This window comes from Nonomuraea sp. JJY05, from assembly GCF_043496855.1.
Lineage (GTDB): Bacteria > Actinomycetota > Actinomycetes > Streptosporangiales > Streptosporangiaceae > Nonomuraea.
On sequence record NZ_JBIEIS010000006.1, the window covers coordinates 46544 to 60560 of the forward strand.

General features: G+C 72.9%; 12 protein-coding genes and 1 pseudogene. 4 read left to right on the forward strand and 9 right to left on the reverse strand.

Annotated elements, in window-relative coordinates:
• Positions 1–4 precede the first annotated feature (4 nt).
• Complete coding sequence (locus tag ACFKCF_RS09800) at positions 5–901, reverse strand: SDR family oxidoreductase (RefSeq protein WP_394492651.1); 897 nt, start codon at positions 899–901, stop codon at positions 5–7.
• Between the two features lie 99 nt (positions 902–1000).
• Between ACFKCF_RS09800 and ACFKCF_RS09805 the strand changes: the two genes are divergently transcribed.
• The 3 genes from ACFKCF_RS09805 to ACFKCF_RS09815 all read left to right on the forward strand — a co-directional run bounded on the left by ACFKCF_RS09805 (position 1001) and on the right by ACFKCF_RS09815 (position 3102).
• Positions 1001–1579, forward strand: a complete 579-nt coding sequence (locus ACFKCF_RS09805; RefSeq protein WP_394492652.1) for a helix-turn-helix domain-containing protein — start codon at positions 1001–1003, stop codon at positions 1577–1579.
• Positions 1580–1702: 123 nt separating this feature from the next.
• On the forward strand, positions 1703–2140 hold the full coding sequence (locus tag ACFKCF_RS09810) for a MerR family transcriptional regulator (protein WP_394492653.1): 438 nt from the start codon (positions 1703–1705) through the stop codon (positions 2138–2140).
• The gene (locus ACFKCF_RS09815) at positions 2137–3102 is read left to right on the forward strand and encodes an NAD-dependent epimerase/dehydratase family protein (protein ID WP_394492654.1); all 966 of its coding nucleotides are present in this window, start codon (positions 2137–2139) and stop codon (positions 3100–3102) included. Before ACFKCF_RS09810 ends, ACFKCF_RS09815 begins: the two co-directional genes overlap by 4 nt.
• A gap of 35 nt (positions 3103–3137) precedes the next feature.
• Here ACFKCF_RS09815 and ACFKCF_RS09820 read toward each other — a convergent pair whose 3' ends face one another.
• The 3 genes and pseudogenes from ACFKCF_RS09820 to ACFKCF_RS09830 all read right to left on the reverse strand — a co-directional run.
• Entirely contained in the window at positions 3138–4175 is a 1038-nt protein-coding gene (locus tag ACFKCF_RS09820) for a YceI family protein (RefSeq protein WP_394492655.1), read from the reverse strand.
• A 31-nt stretch (positions 4176–4206) separates the two neighbouring features.
• Complete coding sequence (locus tag ACFKCF_RS09825; protein WP_394492969.1) at positions 4207–4818, reverse strand: collagen binding domain-containing protein; 612 nt, start codon at positions 4816–4818, stop codon at positions 4207–4209.
• A 318-nt stretch (positions 4819–5136) separates the two neighbouring features.
• Positions 5137–6552, reverse strand: a pseudogene (locus tag ACFKCF_RS09830) (MFS transporter); the annotation flags it as partial.
• Between the two features lie 164 nt (positions 6553–6716).
• On the opposite strand from ACFKCF_RS09830, the gene ACFKCF_RS09835 reads away from it, so the two are divergent.
• Positions 6717–7367 carry a TetR/AcrR family transcriptional regulator gene (locus tag ACFKCF_RS09835; protein ID WP_394492656.1) on the forward strand — a complete coding sequence of 217 codons (651 nt, stop codon included), beginning with the start codon at positions 6717–6719 and terminating at the stop codon, positions 7365–7367.
• A 479-nt stretch (positions 7368–7846) separates the two neighbouring features.
• Here the strand turns inward: ACFKCF_RS09835 and ACFKCF_RS09840 are convergent, their stop codons facing one another.
• From ACFKCF_RS09840 to ACFKCF_RS09860, 5 genes are all read right to left on the reverse strand, one after another.
• Positions 7847–8629 (reverse strand): N-acetylmuramoyl-L-alanine amidase, encoded by a 783-nt coding sequence (locus ACFKCF_RS09840; RefSeq protein WP_394492657.1) that lies wholly within the window; start codon positions 8627–8629, stop codon positions 7847–7849.
• Positions 8630–8656: 27 nt separating this feature from the next.
• Positions 8657–9313 carry a response regulator gene (locus ACFKCF_RS09845; RefSeq protein ID WP_394492658.1) on the reverse strand — a complete coding sequence of 219 codons (657 nt, stop codon included), beginning with the start codon at positions 9311–9313 and terminating at the stop codon, positions 8657–8659.
• A complete protein-coding gene (locus tag ACFKCF_RS09850) occupies positions 9310–10569 on the reverse strand; it encodes a sensor histidine kinase (protein ID WP_394492659.1) in 1260 nt (419 codons plus the stop codon). The genes ACFKCF_RS09845 and ACFKCF_RS09850 overlap by 4 nt, the downstream gene beginning before the upstream one ends.
• 55 nt (positions 10570–10624) lie before the next feature.
• On the reverse strand, positions 10625–12256 hold the full coding sequence (locus ACFKCF_RS09855; RefSeq protein ID WP_394492660.1) for an FAD-dependent oxidoreductase: 1632 nt from the start codon (positions 12254–12256) through the stop codon (positions 10625–10627).
• Between the two features lie 214 nt (positions 12257–12470).
• Positions 12471–13952 carry an alpha/beta hydrolase gene (locus ACFKCF_RS09860; RefSeq protein WP_394492661.1) on the reverse strand — a complete coding sequence of 494 codons (1482 nt, stop codon included), beginning with the start codon at positions 13950–13952 and terminating at the stop codon, positions 12471–12473.
• Between the last annotated feature and the right edge of the window lie 65 nt (positions 13953–14017).

A 14017-nucleotide genomic window follows, 5' to 3' on the forward strand; every position in this document is an offset into this window, starting at 1 on the left:
CGGTTCAGGGCTGGTCGTAGTGGCCCGCGGCGATGTCCTCCAGGAGTGTGGGGCCGGTGGGCCGCCAGCCGAGCAGGTCGCGCGTGATCGTGCTCGTGGCGGGGAAGTCGGCGCCCAGGAACCCGCCGATGAACGGGATCTCGTCGGCGACCTGCTCCGCCGGGGCGGACTTCGCCGGCACGCCGAGGCGGTCGGCGAGCGCTTCGGCGATCCGCCGGACGGGCACGCCCTCTTCGGCGGCGGCGTGCAGGATCGTGCCGGCGGGGGCGTTCTCGAGCCCGAGCCGGACCAGGCGCGCGGCGTCGGAGCGGTGGACGGCGGGCCAGCGGTTGTGTCCCTCGCCGGGGTAGACGGAGGCTCCGCGCCGCCGGGCGGCCTGGGCGATGATGGAGATGAAGCCGTGGTCGCCTTCGCCGTGGACGGTCGGGGCGAAGCGTGCGGACATCACCCGTACGCCACGGTCGGCGTAGGTGAGGGCGAGGTTCTCTGCGCCGCCGCGCGGTGAGTCCGGGCCGACCGCGGGATTGGGATCCCGCTCCGTCGACGGACGTCCGAGGCCGGGCAGAGCAAGGCCGGCCGCGAGCACGAACGGCCGGTCGGATCCGGCGAGCGTGTCGCTGATGGTCTCGACCGCGGCCCGCTCCGCGCGGTTGGAGAGCTCGGGGTGGACCCAGTCGTGCTTGTTCGCGAGGTGGACGACGCCGTCGGCCGCGTTCGCGCCCTGGCGGATCCGGTCGAGGTCGTCGAGGTCGCCGAGGTGGACGCCCGCCCCGAGGTCCTTGATGACCGAGGCCGATGCCTCGGAACGGGCCAGGCCGGTCACCTCGTGACCGGCGGCGATGAGCTCGGCGACGACGGCGCGACCGATGAATCCGGATGCTCCGGTGACGAAAACGTGCATGGTGGGCTCACTTCCCTACTGATGTCAGTGACTGACATCAGCCAGCATAGCCGTGATGTCAGGCTCTGTCATCACCTCGATCCCCGCTACGATCCGGACATGGCACGTTGGGCACCTGGAGCGTCGGATCGCCTGCAGCGGGCGGCGATGGAGCTGTTCGCCGAGGACGGCTTCGAGGCCACGACCGTGGCCGGGATCGCCGGGCGGGCCGGGGTGACCGAGCGGACGTTCTTCCGGCATTTCGCGGACAAGCGCGAGGTGCTGTTCGCCGGCGGGGAGCAGCTCGAGGCCGCCTTCGTGGGCGCGATCGCCGACGCCCCGGCGGACACGTCCATGGCCGGCCTGCTCGCCGCGGCCCTCGATGCCGGGGGGCGCGTCCTGCAGGACGTACGGGGCCGGGAGTTCTCCCGCATGCGGAACGGGATCATCACGTCGAACGAGCAGTTGCGCGAGCGCGAGCTGCTCAAGCTGGCCAAGCTCTCCCACGCCGTGGCCGCCGCGCTCGTGGCCCGCGGCGTCGCCCAGGTAACCGCTTCCCTGGCCGGCGAGCTGGCCGTTCTGGTGTTCAAAACGGCCTTCGCCCGGTGGATCGCGCCCGATGAGACCCGCGATCTGCTCGACCTGCAACGCGAGGGCCTCGCCGCCATCAGCGACCTGACCCGTGCCGAGACCGGGTGACCCGACGTCGACCCTGTCGATCTCCGCTCGGCGCGCCGGACCGGGCGGCCCGCTGAGATCAGTGGCGGCCCTGGTGGACCCCGCGTTTGACCTCAAGCGCTTGAGGTATGTTTCGCTGGCCGCATGTCAGTTCTGACCATCCATGAGGTGTCCCGGCGCAGCGGGCTGAGCGAGCCGACCCTGCGCTACTACGAGGAGGTCGGGCTGGTCGGCCCGATCGACCGTGACGAGAACAGCGGGCACAGGCGTTACCGCGACGCGGATCTTCACGTGATCGAGGCGCTGGCCTGCCTTCGCGCGGTCGGCGTGGGCATCGAGGACATGCGCACCTACCTGGCCAACCGCACCCGCGGGCGGGTGGCGGCGGCCGAACAGCGCGATCTGCTGCTGCGTCACGCGGAGCGCATCGAGGCCGAGATCGTCGCCCAGCAGGCCCGGCTGGCCTATCTGCGGGAGAAGGCGGCGCTGTGGGACGCCCGCGACCGCGGCGACACGGCCGCGGAGTCCGAGGCGATGCGGCGTTCCATCGATGCGGCCGGTCGCTTGGGGGTGCTGCGATGAGCCGGGCCCTGGTCACCGGCGGGGCCGGCTACGTGGGGACGCACCTGATCGCCGCACTGCTGCGGGCCGGGAGACCGGTACGCGCCACGGTGCGCTCGGCAGCTCAGGAAAGCGAGCTGCGCGCGGCGGTGCGCCGCGGCAACGCCGACGACGCCGGCCTGGAGATCGTCGCCGCCGACCTGATGGCCGACGACGGCTGGCCCGCCGCGGTGGCCGGGTGCGAGGAGGTCCATCACGTCGCCTCGCCCATCCCGGTCGCCCAGCCCGATGATCCCGACGAGCTGATCGTCCCCGCCCGGGAGGGCACGTTGCGGGTGCTGCGTGCCGCGCGCGACGCGGGTGCCCGGCGCGTCGTGCTCACCTCGTCCTTCGCCGCGGTCGGATACACGCCCAAGCCGGGCGCCGAGTTCACCGAAGACGATTGGACCGATCCCGACACGCCGGGCCTGGCGCCGTACCCGCGTTCCAAGGTGATCGCCGAGCGGGCCGCGTGGGAGCTGATGGAACGCGACGGCGGCGACACCGAACTCGTCGTGGTCAACCCGACCGCCATCCTCGGGCCCACCCTCACGACCGACCTGCGCTCCTCGACGCAGTTGATCAAGGCGATGCTCGACGGGACGATGAGCCTCGCGCCCCGCCGGCGCTTCGGCGTCGTCGACGTGCGCGACGTGGCCGACCTGCACCTTCGTGCCATGGCGGAGCCCAAGGCCACGGGCCGGCGCTTCCTGGCCGTCGCCGACGGCCCGGCGCTGAGCTTCCTGGAGGTGGCCCGGATCCTGCGCCGACGGCTCGGCCCGGCGGCCGCACTCGTACCCACGCAGGAGGTGCCGGGGCAGGACCCGCCACGGCCGATCATCCACAACGACCGGGCCCGCAGCGAGCTCGGCTGGCGTCCGCGGCCCGCCGAGACGACGATCGTGCAGATGGCGCGGAGCCTGCTCGACCTCGGCCTGGTGTAGGCGGCGGCCGGCGCCCACCCCTTGAGCGCTCTCGTCTAGGGCAGCGACGTCCCCTGCACGGCCTGGATGTCCAGCTCCACCTTCAGCGTCGACCCGATGAGGTTGACCCCGGCCCGCACGACCTGGTTGTACGTCATCGCGAAGTCCTCGCGGCGCAGCTCCGTCCCGGCCCGGAACGCCGCCCGCAGGCCGCCCCACGGGTCGGGGCCGGTGCCGAGATAGGCCAGGTCGAGGTCGACGGGCCGCTTCACGCCGGCGAGCGTCAGCGTCCCGTGCACGATCCACCGGTCGGGGCCCGCGGGCGTGAGTCCGGTGCCGCGGTAGGAGATCATCCGGTACGCGTCGGCGTTCAGGAAGTCGGCCGAGCGGAGATGGTCGTCGCGGGTGCCGTTCCCCGTGTCGATCGACCCGGCCACGATGTCGGCGGCCACCGACGACGTCTCGGGATCCGGGCCGACCTCGATCCGCCCGGCGAACTGCGTGAAGCGGCCCCGTACGGTGCTGAGCCCCAGATGCTGAGCCGTCGCCGCGATCGTGCAGTGGGCCGGGTCGAGCGTCCAGATCCCGGGCGGGGGAAGGTCGACGCCGCCCTGCCGGGCCAGCACCACCGTGCCCAGCTCGGCGGCGCCTGACCCGGTCGCGATGGCCGTCAGCGCGGCCGGCGTGTATCCGGCCGCGGTGGCGACGGCCGTGTAGACGCCGGGCGCCAGCGGGCCGGTCGACACGACGCCCTCGGCGTCGGCCTCGGCCCGCGCGACCTGCTGACCGGTCATGTCGGTCACCGTGACGATCGCGTGCTGCACGGCCCACCCGTCCTTGGTGCGGATCAGGGCGTGCAGGCCCCGGCGGCCGGCCGGGGCGCTCTGCTGCGCGGGCCGGGTCGCCGGGGCGCTCTGCTCCGCGGGCCGGGTCGCCGGGGCGCTCTCCTGCGCGGGCCGGCTCGCCGGGGCGCTCTGCTCCGCGGGCCGGGTCGCCGGGGCGCTCTCCTGCGCGGGCCGGCTCGCCGGGGCGCTCTGCTCCGCGGGCCGGGTCGCCGGGGCGCTCCGCTCGGCCTGCTCTTGGCTGGTGTACATGGTGCTCCTGCTCTCCCTGCTCGTCCCTTTGTCAGTCGGCGTGGACCAGCCACAGGTCGCGGTCGTCGTCGTCGCGGCCGTTGATGCTCACGGTGCCGGCCACGGGCGGGTAGCCGGTGGCGATGAGCGTGTACTGGCCGCCGGTCAGGTCGGCGAAGGCGTACGCGCCGTCCTCGCCGGTCGTCGTGGTGCCGACCACGTTCCCGGCCGCGTCCAGCAGCGTCACCCGCGCGTCGTTGAGCGGGCCGCCGTCGCGCACCCGTACGGTGCCGCGGATCCGGGCGCCGGGCCGCAGCTCGACGTCCTGCCTGGTCTGACCGGCGCCGGCGACCTCGACCGGCACGGCGGCCGGGCGGAAGGAGTCCGCGCTGACCGCGAGCGTGTAGCCGCCCGACGTCACGCCGGACAGGCTGTAGGAGCCCTCCGCGTCGGTCGTGCCGGTGGTTACGACCTCGCCGCGGACGTCGGTCAGCACGACGACCGCCCCGGGCACCGGCTTGCCCTCCAGGTCGCGCACCACACCGCTCAGCTTGTTCGAGCCGGTGAGGCTCAGGTTGAAGTCGACCGGCCGGTCGCCCACGACGAGGGTGGCCACCTGCGGATCACGCTCGGCGGCCGACGCGATCAGGACGTAGGTGCCCATGCCGGGCGTCCAGATGGCGTACCCGCCGTCGGCCAGGCTCACGGCCCGGGAGAGCTGGTGGCCGCGCGCGTCGATCAGCGTCAGCGTGGCGTGGCCGACCGGGTGGCCGTCGTCGCCGCTGACGATGCCGCGGATCTCGACGCCGCCGTCCGGCGTGTCCCCCCAGAAGCCCCGCCCCGGCTCGTCCACGAGATCATGCGCGGAAGACGCCGGGCCGGCCGCGTTCGCGTGCGCCGTGACCGGAACGGCCGCGTGCGCCGTGCCCGGGGCGGATGCGTGCGCCGTGGCCGGGGCGGATGCGTGCGCCGTGGCCGGGGCCGCGGCGGCGCTGCGGCGCGGGAGGAAGGCGGCCAGGACGAAGGCGAGCAGGGCGGCGCCGGCGCCGATGCCCATGACGACGCGGAAGCCATCCTCGGACGGGAGGGTGACGGGGCCGAACGTGGTGGTCAGCTGGGACAGGACGACGCCCGCCACGGCGCTGGAGACGGAGGTGCCGACGGCGCGCATGAGGGTGTTGAGGCTGTTGGCGGCGGCCGTCTCGGACACCGGCACGGCCCCCATGACGAGGGCGGGCATGGAGGCGTAGGCGAATCCGATGCCGGCCCCGATGATGCAGGAGACCAGGACGAGGTGCCAGATCTCGGACATCAGCCCGATGTTGAGAGCATAACCGGCGGCGACGATGACGGCGCCGATCATCAGGGTCACCTTGGGCCCCCTGGCCGCGGACAGGCGGGCCGACAGCGGCGCCAGCACCATCATCACCAGGCCGGACGGCGCCATCACCAGGCCCACGGCCAGCATCGACTGGCCCAGCCCGTAGCCGGTGGCCTCCGGCAGCTGCAGCAGCTGCGGCAGCACCAGCGACATGGCGAACATCGAGAAGCCCATCATGGTGGAGGCGAGGTTGGTGAACAGCACCTGACGCCGCGCGGTGGTGCGCAGGTCGACCATCGGCTCCCGGGTGCTCAGCTCCCACCAGCCCCACAGCAGCAGCACCACGACCGCCGCGGCGAACAGGCCGATCGTGAGCGGGTCGTCCCAGCCCCAGCCGGCGCCCTTGGAGATGGCCAGCAGCAGGCACACCAGCGCGGCCGACAGCCCGGCGGCGCCGATCAGGTCGAAGCGCCCGCCGCTGCGCACCGCCGATTCGGGCACGAGGGCCAGCACCAGGACCAGGGCCACGGCGCCGAGACCGGCCGCGGTCCAGAACAGCGCGTGCCAGTCGGCGTTCTCGGCGATGAGGGCGGCGGCGGGCAGGCCCAGGGCGCCGCCGACGCCGAGCGAGGCGCTCATGAGCGCGGTCGCGGAGCCGAGCCGCTCGGCGGGCAGTTCGTCGCGCATGATGCTGATGCCGAGCGGGATCACGCCGGAGGCCAGGCCCTGCAGGGCCCGCCCGACGATCATGGGCGTCAGGGAGTCGCTGAGGGCGCACACGACCGACCCGGCGACCAGCAGGATCAGGCTGAACAGGAGCATGCGCCGCTTGCCGAACATGTCGCCCAGCCGTCCCACCACCGGCGTGGCGACCGCGCTGGCGAGCAGCGTGGCGGTGATCGCCCAGGTGGTGTCGGACGCCGGGGCTCCCAGGAGCTTGGGCAGCTCGGGAACCAGCGGGATCACCAGGGTCTGCATCAACGACACCACGATCCCGGCGAAGGCGAGCACCACCACGAAGGTGCTCGACCGCGGGGGGTCGGCCGCGTGGGCGCGGCGGGCGGGGATGTTGGCCATGCGAGGTCTCCGTTGCGGGGGTTGGGGGAAGCAAACGACGAGGTATTAGTAAATCAGTCGCTTGACTTAAGGCTAACAGCGTCGATTTACTGAGCACAACCGACGGTCCAGGCCCCGAAGGAGGCCCTCGTGAGCAGGCGTGACGTTCCGGTACGGTGGTGCCGATGACCGGCAAGACCGTACGCGCCGAGCGCGCCGGAGTGACCCGCGAGCGGATTCTCGCGGCGGCGGAGCAGCTGTTCGCCGAGCACGGCGTGCTCGCCGTCTCCAACCGCCAGGTCAGCGAGGCCGCCGGGCAGGGCAACAACGCCGCCGTCGGCTACCACTTCGGCACCAAGACCCACCTCGTACGCGCGATCGCCCGCAAACACGCCGAGCCGGTCGAGCGGATCCGAGAGCGGATGGTGGCCGAGCTCGGCGACTCCGCCGACGTGCGCGACTGGGTCGCCTGCATGGTGCGCCCGGTCACCGAGCACCTGGCGGACCTCGGCTCCCCCACCTGGTACGCCCGCTTCGTCGCCCAGGTGGTGACCGACCCGGCGCTCCGCGCGATCATGGATGACGAGACCCGTTCCTCCCTCTCCCTGCGGCAGACCGTCGAGGGGTTCAACCGGTGCCTGCCCGAGCTGCCCGCCGAGGTGCGGGCCGAGCGCGGCGACATGGCCCGCCAGCTGATCGTGCTCACGTGCGCCGACCGCGAGCGCGCGCTCGCCGAAGGCGCCCCCACGCCCCGGGCCACCTGGCACGACGCCGCGACCGGGCTGATCGACGCGCTCGTCGGCATGTGGCTGGCGCCCGTCACGCACGAGCCGTGACGGGCACCCGGGCGACTCAGGTCCGGAACGGGCCGGTCACGCGGTAGGTGATGCCGCCGGACGACGACCCCGAGGCGCCGCCGCCGGGTTGATCCCGGAGTTGGAGACGTAGATCCAGCCGCTGCCGCCGGCCAAGCAGGCCCGTCTCCCGGCTCCCACCACGTCACTGACAGCCGACCTTGATGCTCCCAGACCTCGTTCTCACAGTTAAACCGTTTTAACCCGAGGAAGGGGAGCCCGGTCATGGCAGACATGCGCACGTCCGTACCCGCCGAGCCGAGCAGGCGCGCGGTCCTCCTCGGCGCCGGCGCGCTCGCCTGGGCACGGGCACGCCGCAGGCGCAGGCGCCGACCTTCGTCAAGGGCGCCGACATCAGCTGGATGCCGCAGATGACCGGCCTGCCCTCGGCGCGGGCGGCTTGGACCACCGTCCGGTCCGCGCCCCCCGGTGGCTGCCGTCGCAGGCACCGCGGGGCCCGGTCAGGAGCCGGTGAGATAGTTCTTGATCCCGTCCGCCAGCGCGCCGGCGATGCGCTTGCGGAAGGCGACGTCGCTCATCTTGGCGGCGTCGCCCGGGTTGCGCATGTTGCCGCACTCGATGAACACGACCGGCCGCGTCGACAGGTTGAGCCCGCCCAGGTCGGTGCGGGAGCGCAGGCCCTCCTCGCCTCTGTAGTTCGCGTACGGCATGCCGGTGCCGGCCTCGTACGCGTCGCGGATGGCCCGCCCGAGCTTGCGGGACGGCTCGATGACCTCGTCGTTGCGCCCGGGGATCAGCCCGGGGACGATCACGTGGAACCCGTGCCCGCTCGGCTTGCCGCTGTCGCCGTGGATGGACACCACCGCGTCCGCCCTGGCGTCGTTCCCGATGGCCGCCCGCTCGGTGACGCAGGGGCCGACGCCCTCGTCGTTGGGCCGGGTCAGCACGACCTTGGCGCCCATCTGCTCCAGGAGCGGCCTGAGGTGCTGGGTGACGCTCCAGGCGAAGGCGTTCTCCTCGTATCCGTCGGCGGTCTTGAAGCCGACGGCGTTGCAGGCTTTGCTCTTGGTGATGATGTCGACCTGGCGGTTGATCTCAACGGGGTGCGTGGCGTTCCCACCGTTGTGCCCGGGATCGAGCACCACGACCTTGCCTGCCAGCGGCTCCTTGCCCGGCGGCGCGGGCAGCCCCGACCCTCCCGGAGCCGGCGCGGCACCACCGCACCCACTGGACAACGCGGCCGAAACGATGAGTGCCACGAATCCGGGTCGATGAACGCGCATGATCAGACCGTATCCGGCGATGACCCGTCAGGACCCGGGATTCCGCGGGACGAGCAACCCTCGGTTGAACGCCTCGGTGACGGCGGCGGCGCGGTCGTTCACCCCGAGCTTGGCGTAGATGTTCAGCATGTGGGACTTGACGGTGGCCTCGGTGAGGAACAGCCTGGCCGCCGCCTCCCGGTTCGTGGCTCCGGCCGCCACCAGTTGCAGCACTTCGATCTCGCGCGGGCTGAGCGGCCCGGGGGCGGGCCGGCGTACCCGGCTCATCAGCAGGGCCGCCACCGACGGCGCGAGCACCGCCTCGCCCCGGGCCGCCGCCCGGACCGCGCGCAACAGCTCGTCGCGTGGGGCGTCCTTGAGGAGGTAGCCGGTGGCGCCGGCCTCGATCGCGGGGAGCACGTGGCTGTCGGTGTCGTACGTGGTCAGCACCAGGACGCGGGCCTCGCTCCCCCGCTCGGCGAGCTCCCTGGTCGCGCTCACCCCGTCCATGCCGGGCATCCGCAGGTCCATGAGGATCACGTCCGGACGCAGGGCCTGGGCCAGCCGGACCGCCTCGGCCCCGTCGGCGGCCTCGCCGAGCACCTCGAACTCCGGGTCGCGGGCGAACATGCTGCTCAGCCCGTCCCTGACCACCGGGTGATCGTCCACGATCAGCAGCCCGATCGGGCCCGCGGGGCGGCTCACGCGCACGCCTCCGCCCGCTCGATGGGGACGCGGGCCGAGATGCCCGTGCCGGCGCCGGGCTCCGACTCGACCTGCAGCGTGCCGGACAGGCTCTCGATCCGCTGCCGCATCGCGATCAGGCCGAACCCGCCGTGATCAGCCCGCGAGCCGGTCGCGGCGGCGTCGAGCCGGGCCGGGTCGAAGCCGCCGCCGTCGTCGCGGACGTCCAGAGCCGCCTCGTGCTCCAGGTACGACAGCGTCACCCCCACCCTGGTCGCCCCAGCGTGCTTGCCCACGTTGGCCAGGGCTTCCTGCGCGATCCTGAGCAGGGCGGCCTCCGCCTCGGGCCGGATCGGCCGCGCCGTACCGGTCGTCGTGACCTGGACCGGGATCTCGTGCAGCGCCGACCAGCGCTCGGCGACGCCCGCCAGCGCCTCGCTCAGCATGGCCGATCGCAGCGGCTCGGGACGCAGCGCGTGCACCGACCGCCGCGCCTCCGACAGGCTCTCCCTGGCCAGCTTGGTCGCGGCGGCGACGTGCCCGCGCCAGACCTCCGGGTCGTCACCGGCGTGCTCGGCCGCGCGCAGCTGGCTGACGATGCCGGTCAGCCCCTGCGCCAGGGTGTCGTGGATCTCCCGCGCCATGCGCTGCCGCTCGTCCTGCACGCCGGCGTTGCGCGCCTGCGCCAGCAGCCTTTCATGCAGGGCCGCGTTCTCCGCCAGGGACGCCGCCAGCCTGCGGTTCGCCTCGCGGGCCTCCTGGAGCGCGCGCTCCCGCTCCTCGTTGCGCCGGTCGGCACGCCGGGCGAACCAGGCGAAGGCGCACATGGGCAGGACGTTCGCGGCCACGACGGCGCCGTAGGTGACCACGCCGACGGCCGTGGTCCTGTCCACGCCGTACGCCTGCGCCGTGCCCGCCACCACCGCCACCGCGCCGACGCCGACCGGCTGCCACGGCCAGGGCAGGAGCCGGAAGGCGTAGACGTACCCGGCGGGGGTGAAGAACCCGAACCACGGGTTCCTGACCACCAGGATCGCCGTGAGCAGGATCAGCACCGCGAAGAACACCGCCATCACCGGCGGCCGTTCCCGCCAGGCGGGACGCAGCGTGAAGACGCCCAGCATCCACGCCGCCATCAGCGCGCACAGGACCAGGTCGACGATCAGGGACGCGCCCGCCGAGCTCTTGACGGCCACGGTGAGACCGGTCAGAAGCGCCAGCAACGCGTAAGGACCGACGGTCAACGCCACGGGCCACCGTGCCGCCGGCTCGCTCATTCCGCGTCCTCCTCCCCGGCGCTTCCCCCGGCGGACAATCTAGCCCGGATGCCGGTCAACCGACCCGGGGAGGTTCGACGGCCAGGGCGTGCCGGAAGACGTTGCGCGGGTCCCACCGGGCCTTCACCCGCTGGAGGCGCGGGTAGTTGCCCTTGTAGTAGAGCGTGTGCGCGGGCACGCCCGAGGTGTTCCACGCCGGGTCGGCCAGGTCGGCGTCCGGGTAGTTGATGTAGGAGCCGTCGTCGACCTCGCCCGGCACGGGCACGCCGCCGGTGCCGGCGTAGACGTCGCGGTAGAACTCGCGGACCCAGGCGAGGTTGGCCGCGTCGTCCGCCTCGTCGCGCCAGATCGTCTGGTAGACCGCCTTCATGACCACGTCCCGCTGGGCGGTCGCGGTGGCCCCGGGCGCCACCGCGCGGATCTGGCCGCCGTAGCCGATCAGCAGCATGCCGGCCTCCGGCCCGCCGGAGGAGTTCGTCAGGTTGCGGTAGACGGCCGCGAGCTGGGTCTCGGTGAACGAACGCCGCAGGTAGCCGGCCTTGATCTTGTACCGCCGGTTGATCACGTCACCCGGCTCGCCGCTGCCCGGCCAGGTCATCCGGTGCAACCACGGCATCGTCCGCCGGAGGTCGAGCGCCGGAGTGAGGTCGACGCCGGCGGTCACCGCGGACACGAAGTCGCTCACCATGCCGTCGGCGCCGGGGAGGTCCGCGTCGATCTGCGAGACCAGCGAGACGGTCCCGCCGGCGCGGTGTGAAACCAGGAGGATCCCGTACAACCCGGCGTGCGGGGAGCCGGGCGCGCTGTTGCGCTCGTGCCAGTTCCCGAAATTGCGCATCAGCCCGGTGAGCGCCTGCTCGGTCATGTGCTCCCAGGACCAGAGGGCCACGTGCTGCAGCATCCGCCCCGGCGCCGGGGGCAGCAGCCGGGACGGATCGGTGCCGGTCACGCCGGGCGAGCGCAACCAGTACCGGGTGACCACGCCGAAGTTGCCGCCGCCACCGCCGGTGTGCGCCCACCACAGGTCGTGGTGCGGGTCGTCCGGCTCGCGGGTGGCGACGACCGCGCGGGCGGTCCCGTCCCGGTCGACCACCACGACCTCCACGCCGTACAGGTGATCCACCACCGAGCCGTACCGCCGCGACAGCGCCCCGTACCCGCCGCCCGCGAAGTGCCCTCCGGCGCCCACCTCCGGGCAACTGCCCCCGGGGATCGTCACGCCCCACCCGGTGAGCAACGTCCGGTACACGTGACCGAGGGTGGCCCCGGGTTGCACGGAGAACGCCCGCCGACCGGCGTCATAGCCGACCGCGTCCATCGGGGAGAGGTCCAGCAGCATCCGCACCGCCGGGTCGGCGGTGAAGTTCTCGAAGCAGTGCCCGCCGCTGCGCACCGCGACCCGACGGCCGGACCGCACCGCCTCCTGCACCGCGCGCACCACCTGGTCGGTCGACCCGACCACGCGGATCTCGTCCGGGCGGCCGGCGAAGCGGAAGTTGTTGCCCCGCAGCAGGTTGTCGTAGCGAATGTCGCCCGGACGTACGGTCACCGGCCCGAACACCGCCGATGCGGCCTCGGCTTCGGCCTCGCGGGTCCCCAGGAGGGTGACCGCGGCGGCGCCCGCACCGGCGAGCACCCCACGACGGCTCACCGCCGCGCTCGTTCTTCCCTCGTTCGCTTCTGGCATGTGTCCTCGCTCCTTCCGGCTGAGGGTCGTCAGCCTCTCAATCCGGCGGCAAGCCACACATCAACCCATGTCGTGAATTGGCGGCTGAACCCTCCGCCCCTCCGAACGGCTGATCCACCCCACCGATCGGCTGACCGGCCCGCCCGCCCGGAGGCGGCCGGGCCGTGATCTCATGCCGCAGGAGCACCGCACCGGCGCGCGCGAAGCGGCCGCCTCAACGGGTCCTGGCCACGGGCGGTTCAGCGGGTTGCGCGCACACCGATCCGGTGGCGGGCAACGTGCCGGTCACGAGGTAGGTGTCGATGTGCTCGGTCGCGCAGGCGGACCTCCGGTATGCGGTGTGGCCGTCGCCGTCGTTGATCAGCAGCCCCGAGCCCTGGATGCGTTGCGAAAGGCTGCGCGCCCAGCGGAGCGGGGTGGCGGGGTCGTGGGTGTTGCCGATCACGAGGATCGGCGGCACGTCCGTGATCGGGCTCTGATGCCGCAGGCGAGCCGGAGGGATCGGCCAGCCCGCGCACCCCACGGTCATGTCCCAGAACTCGGACGTACCGAGCATGTGAGGGGCGGCGCTGCGGATCTGCCGCATACGTTTGCGCACGTCAGCGTAGCCGCGGATGCCGGGATCGATGTCCTGGCAGAGGATCGACCGGTAGGCGGCCGTGCTCACCGGGTCGTCCAGCGCTTGGGCCCGGACGGTCGCGAAGAGCCGGGCGTCGCCCTGCTCGGCCTGCGTGATCGCCGTGGCGAGGCCACCGGCGAACTCCGGGGTCATGGTGAGCAGGGCGTACGCGGAGTAGCGCAGCTCCTCGGCGGTCAGCGGCCGGCCGCCCGGCACGCCGATCGGCGCCCGCTCCGCCGCGGTGACCAGGCGGTCCCACACCTGGCTGACGTCGCGACCGTGCAGGGCGCACGTGGCGGTGCGCGCACACCAGGCGGTGAACCGGTCGAAGGAGTCCTCCACGGCCATGGCGGCGTCGGTGACCAGCCGTGATGCGGGCACGGCCTGGTCGACGGCGCCGTCCAGTGCCATCGTGCGTATCCTGCCGGGAAACAGGCGGGCGTACTGTGCCCCGAGCATGCTGCCGTAGGACTTGCCGAAGAAACTGATCTTCGTCTCTCCGAGGGCGGCCCGCACCGCGTCGAAGTCGCGCGCGACGTTCCCCGTGTCCAGGTGCGCCGGCAACGGTCCGGTGGACTCGAGGCAACTGCGGCCGACGGCCGCGTTCCAGGCGACGAGCCGGTCGTATCCCGCTTTGTTCCTGGGGAACTGGCTGATCTCAGGATTGTGGACGGGCTGCCCGCATCGCAGCGCCGGAAGGCTTTCCCCCACTCCACGCGGGTCGATGCCCACGAGGTCGAAGCGGCGGCGTAGCTCTTCGGAGAAGGTGTCGGCGGCGTAGTCGCGCACCAGCAGAGCGGCGGGCACTCCCGGGCCACCCGGGTTGTAGAAGAGGGTGCCCACCCGCGCCGAGGGATCCGTGGCCTTCCGGCGCACGACCGACAGCTTGATCTTGGGCCCCGATGGGGCGTTCCAGTCGAGCGGTACCTCGACCACGCCGCACTCTGCTCCCGGCCGGTCCGCGCAGGCACGCCAGGACACGCCGGAATCAAAGGCCTGGGCCGAGGCGGACGCGCCGCCCGCCAGGACCGGTACAGCGACCGACACCGCGATGCCGATCATCACATGTCGCTTCACACCAGAGCATGGTTCCCGGCCGCTCCAATGGAGATCATCGGCCGGAAGGACGATCCCGGTCGGCC

Bases quoted from the DNA above. Each gene is read 5' to 3' on its own strand.
- ACFKCF_RS09800 (WP_394492651.1), bottom strand. From the start codon at position 901: ATGCACGTTTTCGTCACCGGAGCATCCGGATTCATCGGTCGCGCCGTC.
- ACFKCF_RS09805 (WP_394492652.1), top strand. From the start codon at position 1,001: ATGGCACGTTGGGCACCTGGAGCGTCGGATCGCCTGCAGCGGGCGGCG.
- ACFKCF_RS09810 (WP_394492653.1), top strand. From the start codon at position 1,703: ATGTCAGTTCTGACCATCCATGAGGTGTCCCGGCGCAGCGGGCTGAGC.
- ACFKCF_RS09815 (WP_394492654.1), top strand. From the start codon at position 2,137: ATGAGCCGGGCCCTGGTCACCGGCGGGGCCGGCTACGTGGGGACGCAC.
- ACFKCF_RS09820 (WP_394492655.1), bottom strand. From the start codon at position 4,175: ATGTACACCAGCCAAGAGCAGGCCGAGCGGAGCGCCCCGGCGACCCGG.
- ACFKCF_RS09825 (WP_394492969.1), bottom strand. From the start codon at position 4,818: ATGGGCACCTACGTCCTGATCGCGTCGGCCGCCGAGCGTGATCCGCAG.
- ACFKCF_RS09835 (WP_394492656.1), top strand. From the start codon at position 6,717: ATGACCGGCAAGACCGTACGCGCCGAGCGCGCCGGAGTGACCCGCGAG.
- ACFKCF_RS09840 (WP_394492657.1), bottom strand. From the start codon at position 8,629: ATGCGCGTTCATCGACCCGGATTCGTGGCACTCATCGTTTCGGCCGCG.
- ACFKCF_RS09850 (WP_394492659.1), bottom strand. From the start codon at position 10,569: ATGAGCGAGCCGGCGGCACGGTGGCCCGTGGCGTTGACCGTCGGTCCT.
- ACFKCF_RS09855 (WP_394492660.1), bottom strand. From the start codon at position 12,256: ATGCCAGAAGCGAACGAGGGAAGAACGAGCGCGGCGGTGAGCCGTCGT.